Origin of the sequence: Bradyrhizobium yuanmingense (genome assembly GCF_900094575.1) — a bacterium.
In the GTDB taxonomy this organism is placed as follows: Bacteria; Pseudomonadota; Alphaproteobacteria; order Rhizobiales; family Xanthobacteraceae; genus Bradyrhizobium; species Bradyrhizobium yuanmingense.
In genome coordinates this window covers 150,722-170,415 of the sequence record NZ_FMAE01000008.1, presented here as the reverse complement: position 1 = coordinate 170,415, position 19,694 = coordinate 150,722, and the positions used below count along the sequence as shown (strand labels likewise).

The 19,694-nt window shown below is 63.2% G+C and carries 22 protein-coding genes; 16 read left to right on the top strand and 6 right to left on the bottom strand.

Annotated features, from left to right (window positions below; genetic code table 11):
• Positions 1-4: 4 nt before the first annotated feature.
• The 6 genes from rplK to GA0061099_RS28250 form a co-directional block, all read right to left on the bottom strand.
• A complete protein-coding gene (gene rplK, locus GA0061099_RS28275; protein WP_011088164.1) occupies positions 5-433 on the bottom strand; it encodes a 50S ribosomal protein L11 in 429 nt (142 codons plus the stop codon).
• Between the two features lie 129 nt (positions 434-562).
• A complete protein-coding gene (gene nusG / locus GA0061099_RS28270) occupies positions 563-1,117 on the bottom strand; it encodes a transcription termination/antitermination protein NusG (protein WP_018647229.1) in 555 nt (184 codons plus the stop codon).
• Entirely contained in the window at positions 1,117-1,308 is a 192-nt protein-coding gene (secE, locus tag GA0061099_RS28265) for a preprotein translocase subunit SecE (protein WP_036010992.1), read from the bottom strand. Before secE ends, nusG begins: the two co-directional genes overlap by 1 nt.
• A 329-nt stretch (positions 1,309-1,637) precedes the next feature.
• Entirely contained in the window at positions 1,638-2,906 is a 1,269-nt protein-coding gene (locus GA0061099_RS28260; protein ID WP_036027618.1) for a class I SAM-dependent methyltransferase, read from the bottom strand.
• Between the two features lie 82 nt (positions 2,907-2,988).
• Positions 2,989-4,005, bottom strand: a complete 1,017-nt coding sequence (locus GA0061099_RS28255) for a lysylphosphatidylglycerol synthase transmembrane domain-containing protein (protein WP_036027619.1) — start codon at positions 4,003-4,005, stop codon at positions 2,989-2,991.
• 12 nt (positions 4,006-4,017) lie between these two features.
• Positions 4,018-4,605 (bottom strand): SIS domain-containing protein, encoded by a 588-nt coding sequence (locus tag GA0061099_RS28250; RefSeq protein WP_225151402.1) that lies wholly within the window; start codon positions 4,603-4,605, stop codon positions 4,018-4,020.
• Between the two features lie 166 nt (positions 4,606-4,771).
• Here GA0061099_RS28250 and GA0061099_RS28245 point away from each other — a divergent pair, with 166 nt between their 5' ends.
• The 16 genes from GA0061099_RS28245 to GA0061099_RS28170 all read left to right on the top strand — a co-directional run bounded on the left by GA0061099_RS28245 (position 4,772) and on the right by GA0061099_RS28170 (position 19,509).
• Entirely contained in the window at positions 4,772-5,788 is a 1,017-nt protein-coding gene (locus tag GA0061099_RS28245; RefSeq protein ID WP_036027624.1) for an SDR family oxidoreductase, read from the top strand.
• A gap of 87 nt (positions 5,789-5,875) precedes the next feature.
• Entirely contained in the window at positions 5,876-7,441 is a 1,566-nt protein-coding gene (locus GA0061099_RS28240; RefSeq protein ID WP_050996025.1) for a PfkB family carbohydrate kinase, read from the top strand.
• A 29-nt stretch (positions 7,442-7,470) separates the two neighbouring features.
• On the top strand, positions 7,471-8,472 hold the full coding sequence (locus GA0061099_RS28235) for an NAD-dependent epimerase/dehydratase family protein (protein ID WP_036027621.1): 1,002 nt from the start codon (positions 7,471-7,473) through the stop codon (positions 8,470-8,472).
• Positions 8,473-8,477: 5 nt separating this feature from the next.
• Positions 8,478-9,089 (top strand): hypothetical protein, encoded by a 612-nt coding sequence (locus GA0061099_RS28230; protein WP_225151399.1) that lies wholly within the window; start codon positions 8,478-8,480, stop codon positions 9,087-9,089.
• Entirely contained in the window at positions 9,086-10,123 is a 1,038-nt protein-coding gene (locus GA0061099_RS28225) for a phosphotransferase (protein WP_074448154.1), read from the top strand. The genes GA0061099_RS28230 and GA0061099_RS28225 overlap by 4 nt, the downstream gene beginning before the upstream one ends.
• On the top strand, positions 10,098-10,946 hold the full coding sequence (locus tag GA0061099_RS28220) for a transketolase (RefSeq protein ID WP_081492979.1): 849 nt from the start codon (positions 10,098-10,100) through the stop codon (positions 10,944-10,946). The genes GA0061099_RS28225 and GA0061099_RS28220 overlap by 26 nt, the downstream gene beginning before the upstream one ends.
• 10 nt (positions 10,947-10,956) lie before the next feature.
• Positions 10,957-11,916: a transketolase family protein gene (locus GA0061099_RS28215; RefSeq protein ID WP_036027629.1), complete on the top strand. Its 960-nt coding sequence runs from the start codon at positions 10,957-10,959 to the stop codon at positions 11,914-11,916.
• 8 nt (positions 11,917-11,924) lie between these two features.
• Positions 11,925-13,031 carry a DegT/DnrJ/EryC1/StrS family aminotransferase gene (locus GA0061099_RS28210; RefSeq protein ID WP_036027630.1) on the top strand — a complete coding sequence of 369 codons (1,107 nt, stop codon included), beginning with the start codon at positions 11,925-11,927 and terminating at the stop codon, positions 13,029-13,031.
• On the top strand, positions 13,021-14,139 hold the full coding sequence (locus tag GA0061099_RS28205) for a DegT/DnrJ/EryC1/StrS family aminotransferase (protein ID WP_036027631.1): 1,119 nt from the start codon (positions 13,021-13,023) through the stop codon (positions 14,137-14,139). Before GA0061099_RS28210 ends, GA0061099_RS28205 begins: the two co-directional genes overlap by 11 nt.
• Positions 14,136-14,942, top strand: a complete 807-nt coding sequence (locus GA0061099_RS28200) for a sporadic carbohydrate cluster 2OG-Fe(II) oxygenase (RefSeq protein WP_036027632.1) — start codon at positions 14,136-14,138, stop codon at positions 14,940-14,942. The genes GA0061099_RS28205 and GA0061099_RS28200 overlap by 4 nt, the downstream gene beginning before the upstream one ends.
• Positions 14,935-15,327, top strand: coding sequence for an LIC12192 family sporadic carbohydrate cluster protein (locus tag GA0061099_RS28195; RefSeq protein WP_036027635.1), 393 nt, complete (start codon positions 14,935-14,937; stop codon positions 15,325-15,327). The genes GA0061099_RS28200 and GA0061099_RS28195 overlap by 8 nt, the downstream gene beginning before the upstream one ends.
• Positions 15,328-15,352: 25 nt before the next feature.
• A complete protein-coding gene (locus tag GA0061099_RS28190) occupies positions 15,353-16,018 on the top strand; it encodes a class I SAM-dependent methyltransferase (protein ID WP_036027638.1) in 666 nt (221 codons plus the stop codon).
• Entirely contained in the window at positions 15,996-16,580 is a 585-nt protein-coding gene (locus tag GA0061099_RS28185) for a WbuC family cupin fold metalloprotein (RefSeq protein WP_050996026.1), read from the top strand. The genes GA0061099_RS28190 and GA0061099_RS28185 overlap by 23 nt, the downstream gene beginning before the upstream one ends.
• A gap of 4 nt (positions 16,581-16,584) precedes the next feature.
• Positions 16,585-17,085, top strand: a complete 501-nt coding sequence (locus GA0061099_RS28180) for a hypothetical protein (RefSeq protein ID WP_036027640.1) — start codon at positions 16,585-16,587, stop codon at positions 17,083-17,085.
• Complete coding sequence (locus GA0061099_RS28175; protein WP_141697683.1) at positions 17,067-18,344, top strand: hypothetical protein; 1,278 nt, start codon at positions 17,067-17,069, stop codon at positions 18,342-18,344. Before GA0061099_RS28180 ends, GA0061099_RS28175 begins: the two co-directional genes overlap by 19 nt.
• 199 nt (positions 18,345-18,543) lie before the next feature.
• The gene (locus GA0061099_RS28170) at positions 18,544-19,509 is read left to right on the top strand and encodes a lysylphosphatidylglycerol synthase transmembrane domain-containing protein (protein ID WP_036027644.1); all 966 of its coding nucleotides are present in this window, start codon (positions 18,544-18,546) and stop codon (positions 19,507-19,509) included.
• The last annotated feature ends 185 nt before the right edge of the window (positions 19,510-19,694 follow it).

The following is a 19,694-nucleotide window of genomic DNA, read 5'->3' as shown; positions in this document are numbered from 1 at the left end:
CCGCTTACCCCGCAACTTCCAGACCCATCGAACGGGCCGAGCCCTCGACCATCTTCATGGCCGATTCGATGGTGTCGCAATTCAAGTCCTTCATCTTCTTCTCGGCGATCTCGCGCACCTGCGCCTTGGTCACCTTGCCGGCCTTGTCGCGGCCCGGCGCCTTCGAGCCGGACTGGATTTTTGCAGCCTGCTTGAGGAAGTAGGACATCGGCGGCGTCTTCATCTCGAAGGTGAAGGAACGGTCCGCATAGATGGTGATGATCACCGGGATCGGGGTGTTCTTCTCTTCCTTCTGGGTCTGGGCGTTGAACGCCTTGCAGAACTCCATGATGTTGAGACCGCGCTGACCGAGCGCGGGACCGATCGGGGGCGAGGGATTCGCCGCACCGGCCGGGACCTGAAGCTTCAGGTATCCGGTCACTTTCTTTGCCATGTATCACTCCTGTTGTGCCGGCAGGACCGGCGGTTTCAGGTTCGTGGTCTGGGTCGGATGCGGCTGGCAACCGCCCCCCCCTCCCACGGCCTCTTGTTGCGCGAGACCGAAGCCTCCCGCGTTACCCGATCAGACCTTCTCGACCTGACCGAATTCCAGCTCGACCGGCGTCGCGCGGCCGAAGATCGACACGGCGACCTTCACGCGCGAGCGCGCCTCATCGATCTCCTCGACCACACCCGAGAACGAGGCGAACGGGCCGTCGGCCACGCGCACGTTCTCGCCGATCTCGAACGACACCGACGCCTTCGGCCGTTCCACGCCCTCCTGCACCTGGTGCAGGATGCGCATGGCCTCGGCTTCCGAGATCGGCATCGGCTTGTTCTCGGCGCCGAGGAAGCCCGTGACCTTCGGCGTGTTCTTGATCAGATGGAACGCCTCGTCGGTCAGCTTCATCTTCACCAGCACGTAGCCGGGGAAGAACTTGCGCTCGGCGTCGATCTTGCGGCCGCGGCGCACTTCCGTGACCTTCTCGGTCGGAACCAGCACCAGCTCGAACAGCTCCTCGAGCCCGCGCTGCTTGGCCTGCTCGCGGATCGATTCGGCGACCTTCTTCTCGAAGTTCGAATAGGCGTGGACGATGTACCAGCGCTTGTCGGACACTTGAGCGGTTGCTGTTGCCATCATTGAATGCCCAGGAGGAAGGTGACGAGGTAGCGAATGATCAGGTCGGCGGCGAAGAAGAAGATCGAAGCCACCGCGACCATGACGAACACCATGATGGTGGTGATCGTGGTCTCACGGCGGGTCGGCCAGGTGACCTTGGCAGTCTCCGAGCGCACTTCCTGCAAGAACTTGAACGGGCTGACTGCCATCGCTTGAGGTCCAGCGTCCGTCGACAGACGCAAATGAATTTCAGGGATCCGAACAGCCGCCGTTGGCCCAGCCCTCTGTCTCGAAGGATGAGCCGGAAACCGGGCTCGATTGTTCGGGGATTTCAAGGCCGCGCCGGAAATCCGCGTCTAACGGGCCGGCTGCGAGTGCCGGGTATCTACTGCGGATGCGGCCAAAGGTCAAGGTAGAGAGAGTTCGCCCCGGGCAGGCCGCCCTCCCCCCGAGGGTCGTGCAGAGGCCATGTGGATCAAGGACTTGTCGACCGCCCGGAACGCGCCATCCCATCCCCGGCAAGGCTAATCGGGAGCCGTCAGTCGGCCCGGTCGACCATGGAAATCCCCGGCAGCGGCACCACGAACTTCCCGCCTTCGGCGAAATAGCGGGCGTGCTTGGCCCGGATCGGGTCGACATAGCGCCAGGCGAAGACCACGACGAACGCGGGCTTGCGCTCGTAGAGAGCGGCAGGCGGCAGGATCGGGATGTCATAGCCGGGGCCCGCCATCACCTTCCCCTTGTTGGGATCGTCGTCCACGAGGAAGTCGATCTTGTTCTCCAGGCCGAACTGCGGCAGCAGCGTCGTGGTGCCCACCGAGACGCCATAGCCGGCGACCAGCTCACCGCGCGCATGGGCGGCATCGGCCATCGCGACCAATTCGTCACGGATGGCGGCGATCCTCTTCACGTACGGCACATAATAGGCCGGCTGATCGACGCCGAGCCGGTCTTCCTCGGCAACGAAACGCGCGACCTCGGCCGACGGTTTCTTGGCGCCGCCGGCGCGCTGCACGGTCACGCGGATCGAGCCGCCCTTGGTCCAGATGTGCTGGACGTCGATCAGCTCCATGCCCAGCCGGGCGAAGAAACGGATCAGCGGCTTGATGTTAAAATACGACAGATGCTCGTGATAGACGGTATCGAGCAGGTTCTTCTCGGTGACGTCGACGCCGTATTGCGTTTCGAAGACGAACAATCCGTCCGGCGCGAGTACGTCGCGAACCCCGATCACCAGCGGATCCAGATTGTCGACATTGGCGATCATGTTGTTGGCGATCACGACGCTCGCCGCGCCATGGCTCTGCAGGATGCGGCGACCAACGGCATCGGTGAAGAAATCGCCGATGGTCTCGATGCCCGCCTCCGTGGCGCGCCGCGCGATGTCGACGGCGGGATCAACACCCAGCACCCGCATCCCCCGCTCCTTGAAGAAGCCGAGCAGCGATCCGTCATTGCTGCCGAGCTCGACCACCAGCGAACCCGACGCAATGCCGAAACGGCTGACGACGTCGTCGGCATAGGTAGCGAAATGCTCGCGCAGGCCGAGTGAGAGCGAGGTGGTATAGACATAGTTTCGGTACTGGATCTCCGGATTGCCGACATGGAGGATCTGGAGGTGGCCGCAGTCCCGGCACAGATGCAGCGCCATCGGGACCGCAGCACGGAAGACGGGATCGTCGACGCTGGCGTTCGGCACCTGGAAGTTCGGCGTGCCGATCGGCATGCCCGCCATCGGGACAACCAGCTCTTGCTTGTCGGAATGACAGAGGCGGCAGGTATTGCGGAGGTAGAACAGGTTTTTCATCGTGCAACCGAAGAATGAGTTACGCGCGCGAGTGAAGTAATCCCACCCTGTGAAGACCAGATCGGCAACGGGCTCCAGGGGGTCATGGATGGCTCGAGGCCTCGTTGCCCAGCCCGTAGCCGGGCGCGTCCTCCGCCGCCTTGGCCGCCTTGTCGGCCGAATACGAGCCGCGCTCCGGACTTGCCAGCCAGATGACGCCACCGACGAGTCCAATGATCACGCTGATGGCGCCCAGCAAGAGCGATACCGACAGCGCCTGCTCGGACGGCACACCCGCCAGACCAAGGCAGGCGACCATCGCTCCCTCGCGAACGCCCCAGCCGCTGATCGAGATGGGGACCGCCGTCAACAGCACCACCGGCGGAATCAGGATGCCGGCATCGAGGATCGAGAGCTGCGCTCCGACGCCGCGCGCCAAAGCGTAGCAAGCCGCGGCGGTGACGAGATGGATGAGGAGCGCCGATCCGAGCAGCAGCGCACGGCGCTCGGACTGCAGGAGCAAAAACCTGACCAGCGTTCCGAACCGGACGAAGCTCGCAATCGCTGGAAGCGCGATGAAGCGCTTCGGCAGACGGTCGAGAGTCAACAGGACCAGCGTGCCGACGACGCCGGCCACCGTCAGTCCGCCGATGGCCAGGATCGCAGCGTGATTCGACACGCGCGACAGCAGAAACGGCAATCCGGCCACCATCAACACGATCAGTCCGATCAATGCCGTAAAGCGGTCGGCAGCGACGCCCTTGACCGCCTCCGGCCACTGCACGTCGCGCTGGCGCAGCAGCCAGATCCGCACCGCGTCACCGCCGACCGACGACGGCAACACCTGGTTGAACCACAGGCTGATCATGAGGATCCGCCAGCCGGCGAGCCAATCCAGCGACACGCCGAGCGCGCGCATGATCAGCTCCCACCGGCCGTTGAGCACGAAGGTCTGAAAGAAGATCAGCGCAAGCGCGACGGCGAACAGGACCGGATCGACCGAGACGAGATGGTCGCGCAGCTGGCGCAGGTCGAGGCCACGCGCGATGTAGACCAGCACGGCGATCGACAGCAGCAGCTTCACCGAAAACAGGGCCGCATGCTTGAATCGCGACTGCATCGGATGCCCGCCTCAGGACGCCGGATATTCCGCGCGACCGATGATGAGGTCGATTGCGGCCATCATCCAGAACTGGTGCGTGGTCTCGACAATGTTGTAGCTGCGGCTGTCGACCCAGAAATTGACGTCGCCGAGATTGCGCAGCGGATTGTCCGCGTTCATGCCCGACAACGTGATCACGTCGAGCTTCATCTGGCGCGCCTGCGCGACCGCGTTGAGGATGTTCTTCGAACGCCCCGACGAGCTGATCGCGACGAGGCAATCGCCGGCGCGCGCGTTCAGCCGCACGGCGTGCGCGATCCAGTCCTCGAACCCGTAATCGTTGGCAAGGCACGACATCATGCTCGCATCGCTGAAGCAGAGTGCGGGCACCGACGCATTCTTCGCCAGATCGATCGCCAGATGCGAAGCGATGCCGGCCGACCCGCCGTTGCCGATGAAGATGACGCGACCGCCCTGCTCACGCGTGCGCAACCAGGACGCGCGCGTTGCGGAGATCCTCGCAAAAACACCGTCGTCGACCGCCGTCGCGCGATGCAGGCGCCCCATGTAATCGTCGAGGAAAGCCTTGTGATCGGGATCGACGGATTCGACAGGCATAGGCTGACGGCTCGATTGCAACATCACCGGGTGATACCGGCTATTACCAAGGATTGCAAAGGTATATTACTTGCAAAGTTTGCGGGCGACTGATAGTCGGCTTTTCGGGTTTCACTCAACATTGGCGAGCCTATTTCGCTGGGCATTCGCGTCACGGATGTTCCCCATGAAATGCATCGTTACTGGTGGCGCCGGCTTCATTGGAAGTCACCTCGTCGATCGCCTGCTCGATGACGGCCATGAGGTCATTGCGCTCGATAATTTCGTGATCGGACGCGCTGAAAACCTCGCCGCACGCGCCGGTTCGAGCCAGTTGCAGGTCGTGCGGGCGGACGTCACCGAACTGGACGCGATCAAACCGTATTTTCACGGAGTAGATTGGGTCTTCCATCTCGCCGCGCTGGCGGACATCGTACCCTCGATCGAATCACCGATCCCCTATCACCGCGCCAATGTCGACGGCACGGTCAACGTTCTCGAAGCGGCGCGGCACGCGGGCGCCAGCCGCTTCATCTATGCGGCTTCCTCCTCCTGCTACGGCATTCCGGATGTCTATCCCACGCCGGAAAGCGCCGAGATCCGGCCGATGTATCCCTACGCGCTCACCAAGAATCTCGGCGAGCAATGCGTCATGCACTGGTGCCAGGTCTACAAGCTGCCCGCCGTGGCGTTGCGCCTGTTCAACGTGTTCGGACCGCGCCATCGCACCACCGGCACCTACGGCGCCGTGTTCGGCGTGTTCATGGCACAGAAGCTCGCGGGCAAGCCCTTCACGGTGGTCGGCGACGGCGAGCAGACGCGCGACTTCACCTTCGTCAGCGACGTCGCCGATGCCTTCGTGACCGCCGCGCACTCCGATGTCTCGCACGAGATCTTCAATGTCGGCTCGGACAACACCTACAGCGTGAACCGCCTGGTCGATCTCCTCGGCGGCGACAAGGTCCACATTCCCAAGCGCCCGGGCGAGCCCGACTGCACCTACGCCGACATCAGCAAGATCAAGCGGGTCCTGAAATGGGCGCCGAAGGTGAAGTTCGAGGACGGCGTCGCGACGATGTTGAAATCGATGGACCAGTACAAGGACGCTCCGCTCTGGACGGTGGACAAGATCGCCGACGCCACCAAGGACTGGTTCAAATATCTCGGTGACGACGAGGCCACCCCGCAGAAGGCAAGCCGTTGAGCAGATTCGTTCACCCCCCAATTTCGCCGCCAGCCGATCATGTCCGGGCCGGCCAATCGAGACCGACCGCCGCCTTGGGTCATTCACATGGGTAACGCTGCGACAGACAAGCCGGCCGGCCATCCGGCACCGCACGAGAAAATCAAGACGATAGAGGAGCTCGGCGAGATTGCGCGCGCCGCACAGGCTGATGGCCTGACCGTCGCGCTCTGCCACGGCGTGTTCGATCTGGTGCATCTCGGCCACGTCCGGCACATCCTGGCAGCCCGCAACGAGGCCGACGTCGTCGTGGTGACCATCACCGCCGACCGTTACGTCAACAAGGGCCCGGGACGGCCGATCTTTCCGGAGAACATGCGCGCCGAGATGCTGGCCGCGCTCGGCACGGTCGACTGGGTCGGCATCAATCAGACCTCCAGCGCCGAGCCGGTCCTCGATACCGTCCGCCCCGACATCTACGTGAAGGGCTCGGACTACGAGAATCCCGAGGATGACGTGACCGGCAAGATCGCGGTGGAGCGCGAGGCGGTCGAGCGTCACGGCGGGCGAATCGTCTTCACGCGCGACGTGACGTTCAGCTCGTCGTCGCTGCTGAACCGCTATTTCGACATCTACGATCCCCCACTGCGCGACTACCTCCAGAAGGTGCGCGATGGCGGCGGCGCCGAACGCCTGCTGAAGCTGATCGACAAGATCCAGGACATGCACGTCGTGTTGGTCGGCGACACCATCATCGACGAATACCAGTACGTCACCGCGCTCGGGAAGGCCTCCAAGGAGAACATCGTCGCGACCCTGCTCAAGAATGGCGAGCAGTTTGCCGGCGGCGTCATTGCCGCGGCCAATCATGTCGCGAGCTTCTGCAAGTCGGTCGAGATCGTCACGACGCTGGGTGGCAACGACTATCCTGAAGAGTTCATTCGAGCGCATGTCCGCCCGAACGTCACGCTCACGCCGATCCGCGTTCAGGGCCGTCCGACCACCCGCAAGCTGCGCTACGTCGAGATGGGCTACCTGCACAAGCTGTTCGAAGTCTACACGATGGACGACACGCCGCTCGACGAGGCCGCGCGAACGGAGATCGACCGCGTCACCACCGAGCGCGTCCGCGGGGCCGACGTCGTCATCGTCACCGATTTCGGTCACGGCATGATCGCATCCAGCACGATCGACGCCTTGATCGCGAATTCCAAGTTCCTGGCCGTCAACGCCCAGAGCAACAGCGGCAACCACGGCTACAACCTGATCACGAAATATCCGCGGGCCGACTACATCTGCATCGACGCACCGGAAGCGCGGCTGGCGGCCACCGACAAGTTCAACGAGATCGCTTCGGTGATCCAGGACGGCCTGCATCGCAAGATCGATTGCGACAACATGATCATCACGCACGGCTCCTTCGGCTGCTACCCCTTCTCGTCGAAGACCGGCGTTGCGCGCGTCCCTGCTTTCACCAAGACCGTCGTCGACACCGTCGGTGCGGGCGATGCCTTCCTGACGATCACGGCGCCGCTGGTGGCGGCCGGCGGCAACATCGAGGACGTCGCCTTCATCGGCAATGCGGCGGGCGCGATCAAGGTCGGCATCGTCGGTCACCGCAACTCGGTCGAGAAGGCGCCGCTGGTCAAGTTCGTCACCGCGTTGTTGAAATAGCGCAAAAAGAATAATCCCGGAGAGCGACAGTGATTGATCGGAAATGGAACGTGATGGTCACCGGTGGCGCCGGCTATGTCGGCAGCGTGCTGGTTCCGCAATTGCTGGCCGCGGGGCACAAGGTCACCGTGCTCGACTTGTTCATGTATGGCGAGGACGTCTTCGACGCCGTTCGCGACAATCCGAACCTGCGCCTGATCAAGGGCGACATCCGCGATGAAGCCGCAATCAACGAGGCCCTGCGCGGCAACAACGCGGTGATTCACCTCGCCTGCATCTCCAACGATCCCTCCTTCGAGCTGGATCCCGCGCTCGGCAAGTCCATCAACTACGACTGCTTCCGCCCGATGGTGCGCGCCGCGAAGAAGGCGGGTATCAAGCGCTTCATCTACGCCTCCTCCTCGAGCGTCTACGGCATCAAGGACGAGGCCGAGGTGACCGAGGAGCTGTCCTGCGAGCCGCTCACCGACTACTCCAAGTTCAAAGCGATGTGCGAGACCGATCTTGCCGACGAGGCCGCGTCCGGCTTCGTCACCTGCACCGTTCGCCCCGCCACCGTCTGCGGCTACGCTCCGCGGCAGCGGCTCGACGTTGTCGTCAACATCCTGACCAATTTGGCCGTCAACACCGGCCGCATCCGCGTGTTCGGCGGCACGCAGAAGCGGCCCAATCTGCACATCCAGGACATGACGGCGGCCTATCTGTTCCTGCTGCAGCAGGATGATGCGAAGATCGACGGCAAGACCTACAACATCGGCTACGAAAACCACTCGCTGATGAAGATCGCCGACATCGTCAAATCGGTGGTTGGAAACAATGTCGACGTGGCCGTCGAGCCGACCGACGATCTGCGTTCCTACCACGTCTCGTCGGAGAAGATCCGCCGCGAGCTCGGCTTTGCGCCGACGCACACGATCGAGCAGGCCGTGTCCGGCCTCGTGGACGCCTTCAGGGCGGGCCGCCTGCCGAACTCGCTCAACGATCCCAGGTATTTCAACATCAAGATGATGCAGAACATCAGCCTGAAGTGAGCGGCGTGCGGATCGGCATCGATTTCGACAACACGATCATCTGCTACGATAAAGTCTTTGCCGCCGCCGCGCGCCAGCGCGGGCTGGTGCCGGAGGGCTGGGACGGGCTGAAGACCGACGTGCGGGATTTCTTGCGATCCCGCGCCGGCGGCGAGCTTGCCTGGCAGGGGCTGCAAGGCTTCGTCTACGGCAAGGGAATCGGCGGCGCCGAGATCTACCCAGGCGTCCGCGAATTCCTCGCCGCGAGCCGCAAGGCCGGCGCGAGCGTCCATATCGTCAGCCACAAGACGCAGTTCGGCCATCAGGATCCCGATCGGGTCGACTTGCGCGAGGCTGCGCGTGGCTGGCTGAAGTGCGCGGGGCTCATCGACGCCGCCGACGCCGCGATCTCGGCGGGCAATGTCTATTTCGAGGACACGCTGGCGGCCAAGGTCGAGCGGTTGGCAAGCCTGCAGCTCGACATCTTCATTGACGATCTCGTCGACGTCTTCGCGCAGCCGCATTTTCCGAAGGCGACGCGATCGATCCTGTTCACGCAGTCGCGGCCGCCGCATCCCGCGCATTGCGAGCCGCTCGCGACCTGGGCCAATATCCACCGCGGAGTGTTCGGGGCATGAGCCAGCCGGACATCAGCATACAGGATGCGGTCTCGATCGGCAGCCGCCTCTCCGGGGCGCGGGTCGCGGCGGCGCAACCGGCGCGGGCCGGCGGCAACAACCGGGTGTTTCGGCTGGAGATGGCGGAAGGCCCGCCCCTCGCCCTCAAGCACTATCCGTCCGACGGACGTGATCGCCTCGGACAGGAATATGACGCGCTTTCGTTTCTCTCGCGCCACGGCATCAATGCGACGCCGCGGCCGATCGCAAAAGACCCGGCCGCGTTCTGTGCGCTGTATCAATGGTTCGACGGTGACCCCGCGGTCCTGCATCCGCAGTCCGACGACGCCGACCAGTTGGCCGATTTCCTGATCGAGCTGCAAAAGCTGCGCGACGCTGAAGGCGCGCAGACTCTGCGGAATGCGTCAGCCAGCATCTTTTCGCCCGCGGCGGCCATCGCCCAGTACGAGCAACGCCTCGACGACCTGAAGCGGGCCTCAGATGATCATCCGGATCTGCGCGCATTCATGGATGACAGCCTGGTTCCCACCACTGCCATTGCGATCCGGCAACTCCGAAGACGCTATGCGGAACGGGGCCTCGATCCCGCCGCGGACCTTGCGCCCGCCCAACGTGCATTGAGCCCGTCGGATTTCGGACTGCACAACGCACTGCGCACCGACGACGGCAAATTGCGCTTCATCGACTTCGAGTATTTCGGCTGGGACGACCCGGTCAAGCTCGTGTCCGACACCGCGATTCACCCCGGCAGCGGTCTGCCCGAGGCCGATGCGAATCGATTGATCGAGCGGCTCTCGCGCGCCTTCACGGCTTGGGATGACGCGTTTGCGGTCCGCCTTGACGTACTGTATCCTGTGTTCGGGGCGATTTGGTGCCTGATTGTCCTGAATGCCTATTTGCCGGAAAGCCGCTCCCGGCGTGCCCTGGCTGCGCAAGGTGGCGATCTGACGGTCCGCCTTGCCGGCCAGCTCGACAAAGCCCGCCGGCTCCACCAGACGATTTGCCAACGTGATCCAGATCTCACCCCACGCTGAAGCTGCTCTCACCTGCACGCTGGACGAGCGGAGCCTTTATTTGCGCCGCCTGGTGCTCGGTTCGGTCCGCTCGGCAGGACGCGGCCATGTCGGGCCAGCCCTGTCGCTGATCGAGATGGTCCGCGTGCTCTACGACGACGTGCTGCGGATCGACCCGAAGAACCCGGGCGATCCCGATCGCGACCGCGCCATCCTCAGCAAGGGACACGGATGTCTGGCGCTCTATGCGCTGTTGGCCGACCGCGGCTTCTTCCCGCTGTCGGAGCTGGACGGCTTTTGCGGTCCCGACAGCATTCTGGGCGGACATCCCGAATACGGCATGGTGCCCGGCGTCGAGGCCTCGACCGGCGCGCTCGGACACGGCCTCTCAATCGGCGTCGGCCTTGCGCTCGCCGCCCGCATGCGCGAGCGCAGCTACCGCACCTTCGTGCTGCTCGGCGACGGCGAGATCAACGAGGGATCGGTGTGGGAAGCGGCGATGGGCGCCGCCAAGCACGGCCTCGACAACCTGGTCGCGCTGATCGACTACAACAAGCTGCAGAGCTACGGCCCAACCGACTACGTGCTGCCGCTGGAGCCGCTCGCGGACAAGTGGCGCAGCTTCGGCTTCGCGGTGCAGGAGGTCAACGGCCACGACGTCGGCGCACTGCGCAACGTGCTGAAGCAGCTTCCGGCCGTTGCCGGCAAGCCCACCGCCATCATCTGCCATACCGTCAAGGGCAAGGGTCTTCCGGCTGCGGAATCCAATGCCGATTGGCATCACAAGAACAAGCTGACCGACAGCGAGCTCGACGCCATTCGCGTCGCCGTCGGCGATTTTTGATCGGCTCCCCATGCGCAACACCGCGATGAACATGGTCCACAAGCTCGCCGCGCGCGACGAGCGTGTGCTCTACATCGGCTCCGATCCCGGCGCCGGCACGCTGCGTGCGATGAGCAAGGAGTTTCCCAAGCGCCATCTGATCGAGGGCATCTCGGAAGCGCATATCATCGGCATGTCGGCCGGTCTGGCGATGGAGGGCTTCGTGCCCTACGTCAACACCATCGCGACCTTCCTCACCCGCCGCTGCTACGAGCAGGTGGCGGTCGATCTCTGCCTGCACAATCTGCCGGTGCGACTGATCGCCAATGGCGGTGGCCTCGTCTATGCGCCGCTCGGTCCCACCCACCAGGCGATCGAGGACATCGCGATCATGCGGGCGCTGCCCAACATGACGGTGATCTGCCCGTGCGACGCCGACGAGGCCGCGCGCATGATGGAGCAGACGCTGGATTGGAAGGGCCCGATCTACATCCGGCTCGGCAAGGGCGGCGATGCCATTGTGTCCAAGGCCGAGCATGGCTTCGAGATCGGCAAAGCGATCCTGATGCGCCCGCCCGGCGACGTCCTCATGGTGACCACCGGCATCATGCTGCAGCGGGCGCTGGCCGCAGCCGACCTGCTGGCCGCGCAAGGCCTTCGCGCCGGCATCCTGCACATGCATACCGTGAAGCCGCTCGATACCGCAGCGCTGCTGCAGGCGATCCGCGGCACCAGACTCTTGGTCACGCTGGAGGAGCACGTGCCCTCCGGCGGCCTCGGCAGCGCCGTCGCGGAGGCGCTGATCGACAAGCTCGGCTCCGGTTTCCCCGCGATGCTGCGGCTGTCGCTGCCGGACCGCTTCATGCACAATTACGGCTCGCAGGACTCGCTGCTGAAGAAGCACGGGCTTTCCGCGGGCGCCATTGCGACCTCGATCGAGCATGCGCTCGCCGCGTCGCACACCCCCTCTCCTCAACTTCATTCCACCTGACGGGCCACATGTACGACGTTCGATATTCCTATCTGCTCGAGCAATTCGCGGATCCCGCACCCATCCTCGCCGAGATCGGCCGGCTGGTTGCGACCGGTGACTTCACCCTTGGCAAGCCCGTCGCCGAATTCGAAAAGCGCTTCGCTGAATTGATCGGCGTCCGTCACGCCATCGGCGTCGGATCCGGCACCGACGCGCTCAAGCTGCCGCTCAAGGCGCTCGGCATCGGTCATGGCGACGAGGTCATCACCGCAGCGAACACCTTCATCGCCACGGTCGGCGCGATCGCGGAAACCGGCGCGACGCCCATCCTGGTCGATTGCGACGATTCCTTCTGCATGAACGTGGACCAGGTCGAGGCCGCCATCACCGGGAAGACCAAGGCGATCATGCCGGTCCAGTTGACCGGCGAGGTCACCGACATGGACAAGCTGATGCCGATCGCGCAGCGCCACAACCTGCCGGTGGTCGAGGACGCCTGCCAAGGCATCCTGTCGGAGTTTGCGGGAAAACGCTCCGGCACCCACGGCATCGCGGCCGGCTTCTCGCTGCATCCGCTCAAGAACCTCAATGTCTGGGGCGATGCCGGCGTCGTCGTCACCAATGACGACGGCATGAACGAAAAGCTCCGCCTGATCCGCAACCACGGCATGAAGAACCGCGACGAGATCGCGATCCTCGGCTGCAACTCGCGGCTCGATTCCCTGCAGGCCGTGGTCGGCAACTGGCTGATCGGCCAGACCAGCGAGATCACGCGCCGCAGGATCGAGAATGCGGCCTATTACGATGCGGGTCTCGCCGGCCTGCCCGGCCTGCGCATCCCGCCGCGCCGTCCCAACGTGAAGCACGTCTACCATCTCTACATGGTGTTCGCCGAACGCCGCGACGAGCTCTACAAGTACTGCCTGGACAATGGCATCGAGGCCAAGATCCACTATCCTATCCCGCTGTATCAGCAGGAAGGCCTGAAGCATCTCGGCTACGCGCCGGGCACGTTCCCGGTCACCGATCGCCACGCCAAGGAAGTCATCAGCTTCCCGGTCGACCAGCACCTGACGCGCGCCCAGCAGGATCGCGTCATCGAGACCGTCAGGAAGTTCTGCCATGGACGCTGACACCGGCCGCCGCCGCATCGGCTACGTCAATCTTCCCGCGCAGTTCGAGGAAGAGCGCGCCGAGATCCTGCAGGCGGTCGAGGGCGTGTTTTCCCGCGGCGACTTCATCGGCGGCGCCGCGGTCGGGAAGCTCGAGGAGGAATTGTCGGCCTATCTCGGCTCGCCGCATGTGGTGACGCTGAACTCCGGCACCGACGCGCTGATCCTCGCCATGCGCGCGCTTGACATCGGTCCCGGCGACGAGGTGATCACGCCGCCGAATTCGTTCGTGGCCTCGACCGCCGCGATCATCGCGGTCGGCGCCACGCCGGTGTTTGCGGACGTGCTGCCGGACCAGAACATCGATCCGGCCGCGGTCGAGGCTGCCGTCACGCCGCGGACCAAGGCGATCATGCCGGTGCATCTGACCGGGCGCATGGCCGATATGGCTCCGCTGATGGCGATCGCTGCCAAGCACGCGCTTGCCGTGATCGAGGACAGCGCCCAGGCGGTCGGTTCGACCTATGATGGCCGGATGAGCGGCACCATCGGCACCTTCGGCTGCTTCTCCGCCCACCCCTTGAAGAATCTCAATGCCGCCGGAGATGCCGGCTTCCTCGTCACTGCCGACGCCGAGCTTGCCGCAAGAATCCGCCGGCTGCGCAATCACGGCCTGATCAACCGCAGCGACGTCCAGGAATGGGGGATCGTGTCGCGGCTCGACACGCTCCAGGCCGAGGTGCTGCGCATCCGCCTGCGCCACCTTCCTTCCGTGATCGAACGCCGGCGGCGCAACGCCGCGCAATACCGCGCCGAGCTCGCAGGGCTGCCCCTGTTCATTCCGCCCTGCCGGAACATCGAGTTCAACACCTTCCACACCTTCGTGGTGCAGACCGAGCGTCGCAACGATTTCCAGAAATATCTTGCCGACAAGGGCATCGAGACTGCGATCCATTATCCGGTCCCGATCCATCTGCAGCCGGCAGCGGCGCATCTCGGCCATGGCCGCGGCGCGTTCCCGGTGACGGAACGGCAGGCGGACCAGATCCTCACGCTTCCCATCAACCAGTTCCTGTCGGCCGCCGACATCAGCTATATTTGCGCGACCGCCCGGGAGTATTTTGCATGACGGACACGGACTTCCTGCACGCCGACGAGCAGGCGCTGGCGCAGCGTTTCATCGATGATGGCTTCGTCACCACCCCGGCCGACGATCGCGCCGGGCTCGACCGGATCCAGCGCCGTGCTGCCGAGCTCGCGGCGGACTATCTGAAGCTGCCGCACAGCAACGATCCCTACGCGATGCTCGACACCATCCACACGCGGGTGAGCGTGGATGATCTCAACGGCCTGCGGCTGCACGTCTTCAACGGCCTCAACGCCGAGCCCTGGTTCCGCCCGACCTATTTCCGCCTGGCGCGCTCGACGATCGAGACCATCGTCGGCAACGAGCTCTGCATGCAGCGCCGCGTCAATCTCAGCATCCAGCTTCCCGGCGACAGCTCCTCGCTGCTCGCCACCCATTCCGACGTCTGGTCGGGCGACTCGCCGTTCGAGGTCGTGGTGTGGGTGCCCCTGGTCGATGTCCGCCGGACCAAATCGATGTATCTGCTGCCGCCGTCCCTGAACGGCGAGATGCAGGACCGGATGGCGGCCTTGCGCAGCGCCGAAGAGCTCTACAAGACCATCAAGCCGCACGCGACCTTCATCGAGATTCCCTACGGTCACGTCATGCTGTTCAACCAGACCCTGATGCACGGCAATCGCGTCAACGAGGAAGCCGGCACGCGCTGGAGCATGAACTGCCGCTTCAAGAGCATCATGTCGCCCTACGCGGACAAGCGCTTCGGCGAGTTCTTCGAGCCGATCCTGCTGCGCCCCGCAACCCGGGTCGGGATGCAGTACAAGCTGCCGGGAGGCTTCCATGGCTGAGCGAGCCGGCCATCGCGGCTATATCGGCGCCAGGCCGCTGAACGGCAGCCGCACCCCGCAGCACGTCCAGAACATCGTGATCCGCGACTATGCGCGGCGCAAGAACCTGCACTATCTGTTGAGCGCCGCCGAGCACACCATGCCCGGCAGCTACATGGTGCTGGAAGACATTCTGGACGAGCTGCCGCAGCTGCGTGGGCTGATCCTCTACAGCATTTTCATGCTGCCGCCCGACGAAGCACGGCGGCGGCAGATCTACGACCGCGTGCTGCGCGAGGGCTGCGATCTCCATGCAGCGGTCGAGGAGATCACGCTGGCGTCTCAGAAGGACATCCAGGCCGTCGAGGACATCCTGCTCGTCAACAAGTTCGCGACTATCCTGTGATGATGCCGCGGACCGGTTGGCCCCCATGACCGAGATCAACCTGCTCCAGCCGATGCACGCATCGACGAGGCGGGACTACGTCCAGCGCGTGGTCGAGCACGACAAGGCGGAATCCGCCACTGTGGCGCGGCAATGGGGACGCGACTATTGGGACGGCGACCGGCGCTACGGCTACGGCGGCTATCGCTATGACGGACGGTGGCGCCCGCTCGCCCAGACCCTGATCGATCGCTACGGCATCAAACCGGGCATGAGCGTACTCGACGTCGGCTGCGGCAAGGGCTACCTGCTCTATGAGTTCACCCAGCTCGTCCCCGATCTCAGGATCGCCGGCATCGACATCTCCGAGTATGGCATCGCCAACGCCAAGGAGGAGGTGCGGCCGCATTTGAAGGTCGGCAGCGCCGTCGAGCTCCCCTACCCCGACCACAGCTTCGACCTCGTCGTCTCGCTCGGCGTGCTGCACAACCTTCCGCTCGAGGACGTGTTCCGCGCGGTGCCCGAGATCGAGCGCGTCGGACGCGGCACCTCGAAATATCTGATGGTCGAATCCTTCCGCAACGAGCGCGAGAAGGCCAATCTGCTTTACTGGCAGCTCACCTGCCTGAGCTTCCACGGCCCGCAAACATGGGCCTGGATCTACGACAAATGCGGGTATCGGGGCGACCATGGGTTCATCTTCTTCGAATGAGGCAGGCCTGCACCGGCCGACCTCGTTGCGCGCGCAAAATCCGGAAGTGTACTATTCGGACGATGCCATCGTCACCGCGGACGATGCCACGATCGCGGAGCTGAAGCGCATCGCCGCCGGCAACCCGCGCCTGCGCAGTCGGCTGTGCACGCATCCCGATCCTTCGTCCGGACTGCACGAGATGCTGATCGTGCACCATCGCGAAGCCTATGTGCGGCCGCACAAGCACCTTGGCAAACCTGAATCGTTCCACGTGATCGAGGGGACCGCGCAGGTCGTGATCTTCGAGGACGACGGCGGCATTCGCGAGGTGCTCGAGATGGCGCCCTACGGTCAGGGCAAACGCTGCTATTATCGCATGCCGGAACAGGTCTTCCACTCGATCCTGATCACCTCGGAATGGCTGGTATTTCACGAAACCACCGCCGGCCCGTTCGATCCTTCGCGCACGGCATTTCCCGACTGGGCGCCTGATGGCAGCGACGCTGCCGCGGTGCAGGACTACGTCACAAGAATTGGTAGGCTCGCCGCGGAGCATCTGAACAAACGAGGCAAAGCCTAGGACCATGGTCACCCCCGTCGGTTTCGACGATGCTCGCACGAATGTAGATCCGAAAGCTGCGGCTCTCCGACAACGGGAGCGGGCGGGCATTGGATACGTCTACGTCGCTCTGGTTCTCGCCTTTGTTACGGCCGTGCCCGCGCTGTTCGCGCGTGAGGTCTTCGGCGACGATTGGACTGTGTACTACATCTATTGGACTCAAGGTGCCGCTGGCGTCGCTCGCGTGCTGTGGGAGTCGGCACACGCCGGCTTCGCAATCCCGATGACGCTGTTTGTGGCGCTTTTGGACAATACTCCCGATGTGGCCGCACGGCTCGCCGGACTGGGCTGCCATCTCGTCAATGGCTTGTTGCTCCACTTCATCCTGTTGCAATCATCACATACGAGACGGATCGCTGCACTTGCCACGGCTCTATTCCTACTCAGCCCATTTTATGCAATCCGCCTGACGCTCAACGCAGTCTACGACTTCTTCCTGCTCTCTATTTGCTTTCCTACGCGCTGACATATTCAAAGGTTCGAGCACTTCGACGGACGGCGCCGTTTGCTCTCTTTTTCTCGCTGTCGTTGGAAGTTCTGATCGCACTTGAACCGCTCCGCATCGTGCTGACCTGGTCCACCTCCGAAACGTGGAAACGCAGGCTCGTGCGTCTTGCTCCGTTCTACCTAGTGATCGCGGCGGTGGTCATACTGCGTCTGACCATCCTGGGAAAAAGCGGTCACTACGCGGGACAATACGGCTTTATGTACGACCTCAGCGTCATCCGCAATTCGCTGCTGGAACACCTCCGGGCTTTTCCCGAGGGCCTATCCTATGCCGCCTCCCATGGGACCGCACTGCTGGGCCATTCTGTCCGGACGGCACTGACGTTAGTTGCAATTGCGGGATTCGCTCTCCTCTCTTCCAGAGCATTGTGGACACCTTGGGTGCTCGAGGGTCGCGGCTCGATCAGACGCGTGCTGGTGTTGCTCCTGTTGGGAGCCGCGATTGCCCTTCTTGGCGCTATGCCATTCGCCCTGACTGGGACTTATGGCGCCATGACCAGGGGGGAATCGAGGCTACTCTTCGCCTCGCAAGTCGGCATACTGATATTGGCGGCTACCATTGTACAAATGATTCCGACGTCGCGCCTCCGCGCCGCTACCGCGGGCGGACTGATCGCGATCTTCGCACTGGCGATGGCGCAAGATTCAAAATGGCTGCTGTATGATGGTCTGATCAGCGCAGACCTGCAGCGGCAAGTTCGGGCAGCCTTACTTGCAGATCCCCAGCCAAAGGTCGTAAAGCTCCGAGTTGAGAACAGCGAGATTATCTCATTTCGGTCCAGATGTCTGGGTGCCAGTGACATGAATGTTGCGCAAATGATGTTGCGGGATGAGAATCGCGAAAGGTCGTTTATCTATACGGATTATTGCGGGGATTTTCAGTACCCTGGCGCCATCCTCAGTGGCAACTGCACGGTCTCTTACCTCGAGTTTTTTCCCTGCCCGCCACGCCGAGAGACCTGGCGCTATCGCGCTGAGCCGGGGATTCCGAAGCTCGACAACATCGGATTCGTTGAACTAATGAAGGCCGCCCTCACGGAAGCGCCGTCGGCCACGCAAGGTCGCGGCGAACTCGTCCAATTGAAGGACGATCTGCCGGTCCCCTTGCCAAGAGCAGAATACCGGCCGCCTTGCCGCCGGCCTGGAGTACGCGGATCCGCCTGGCTGCTGGCTCTACCCACGCCGGCCTGCGAGGATTCTGGCTCAGGAGCTCGATAGACTACAACGATCCTTGTACTTGGCACACTTTTGAGTCACAGCAGGGTATTCTGGAGATGGACCGGTTGGATTGGTTCTTTCCCCTCATTCTCGTCGGAGCTCGTGCCGCGGCTCACAATTACCACCGCCCGGCGGGTCGCATTCGGCCGATACGCGCTGCCGGACGAAACTGGTTGATGACGGGTAGAACGAGCTGACGATGCTGCTCGGCAGGAAGAAGATCATTGTCGTCCTGACCAAGCTCATGGTCTCGGCCGGCATCATCGTTCTGATCGCACGCGACTTGGATCTTTCGTCACTCAAGGCCGACCTTCTCGCTGTTAAATTGCACCTCCTGGCGATAGCGATCTTGCTGTTATTCGCGCAGACGCTCGTACTGTGCAACCGCTGGATCCTGGTCCTCCGCGCGATCGGCGTATCTCTGAAGTGGCTGGCTGGGTGGCGCATCCTCATTGCCAGCGCCTGGTTTAATCAGGTATTGCCCTCCGGTGGTGAAGCCATCCGCATATGGATGTTGCGGCGGCATGGAATACAGTGGCCGCAAACCCTTAGCAGCATTATCGCAGATCGGTTCATCGGCCTCCTGGCCCTCGGCTTCCTCATTCTGGCAGGAACGCCCTTCTTGATCTCGCGCATCCACGATAATGTCTTGCTGTTCGCCGTCTTGGGTATTCTCGCTGGCGCATACTTCGGCGCAATTGCCCTAACAATGCTGAATCGTTTGCCGGCCCGAGTGACTGCAGTTCTTCCAGAAAGGCTCTTGCAATTTGCGGCACTTCTCGAGGCTCCGCTACTCGCGCGAGCAGGACGTACAGCATTATTCGGGTCGGCTATTGTTGTTCATCTTCTGACCGTTTCAGCTTGTTATGCCCTCGCGATTGGATTGGACGCCGGGCTGTCCGCATTTGATGCACTCATCCTCGTTCCGCTGGTAATTATGGCGGCCGCTGTCCCGCTATCCATCGGAGGGTGGGGCATTCGCGAGGGAGCGATGGTCGGAGCGCTCGGTCTCGTTGGTATTGCACCCGACAAGGCGCTCGCAATATCGATCTTGTTGGGGCTCGGCAATCTCATCGTGGGCGTCGTCGGAGGAGCTGTGTGGCTGCTTGCACCAGAGCGTGCGACTGACAGTCCTGATGCCACTGCGCCGCTGCGACAACCGTAATTACGCGGTCCATCGCACTGAACTGCAGCCGAACGCCCTGGGTGCTTCTGCTCGAACGCGCCCGCGTTACTGCACAGCACTGTTCCGGCCCGGTTGGTGCAGGGAAAGGGCAACTTAGGAATTGTCGCGCAGGCGGAGCCAATATATAGGCTGTTGTCCAGCGTCATTCCTGCGAAGAGCCGAAG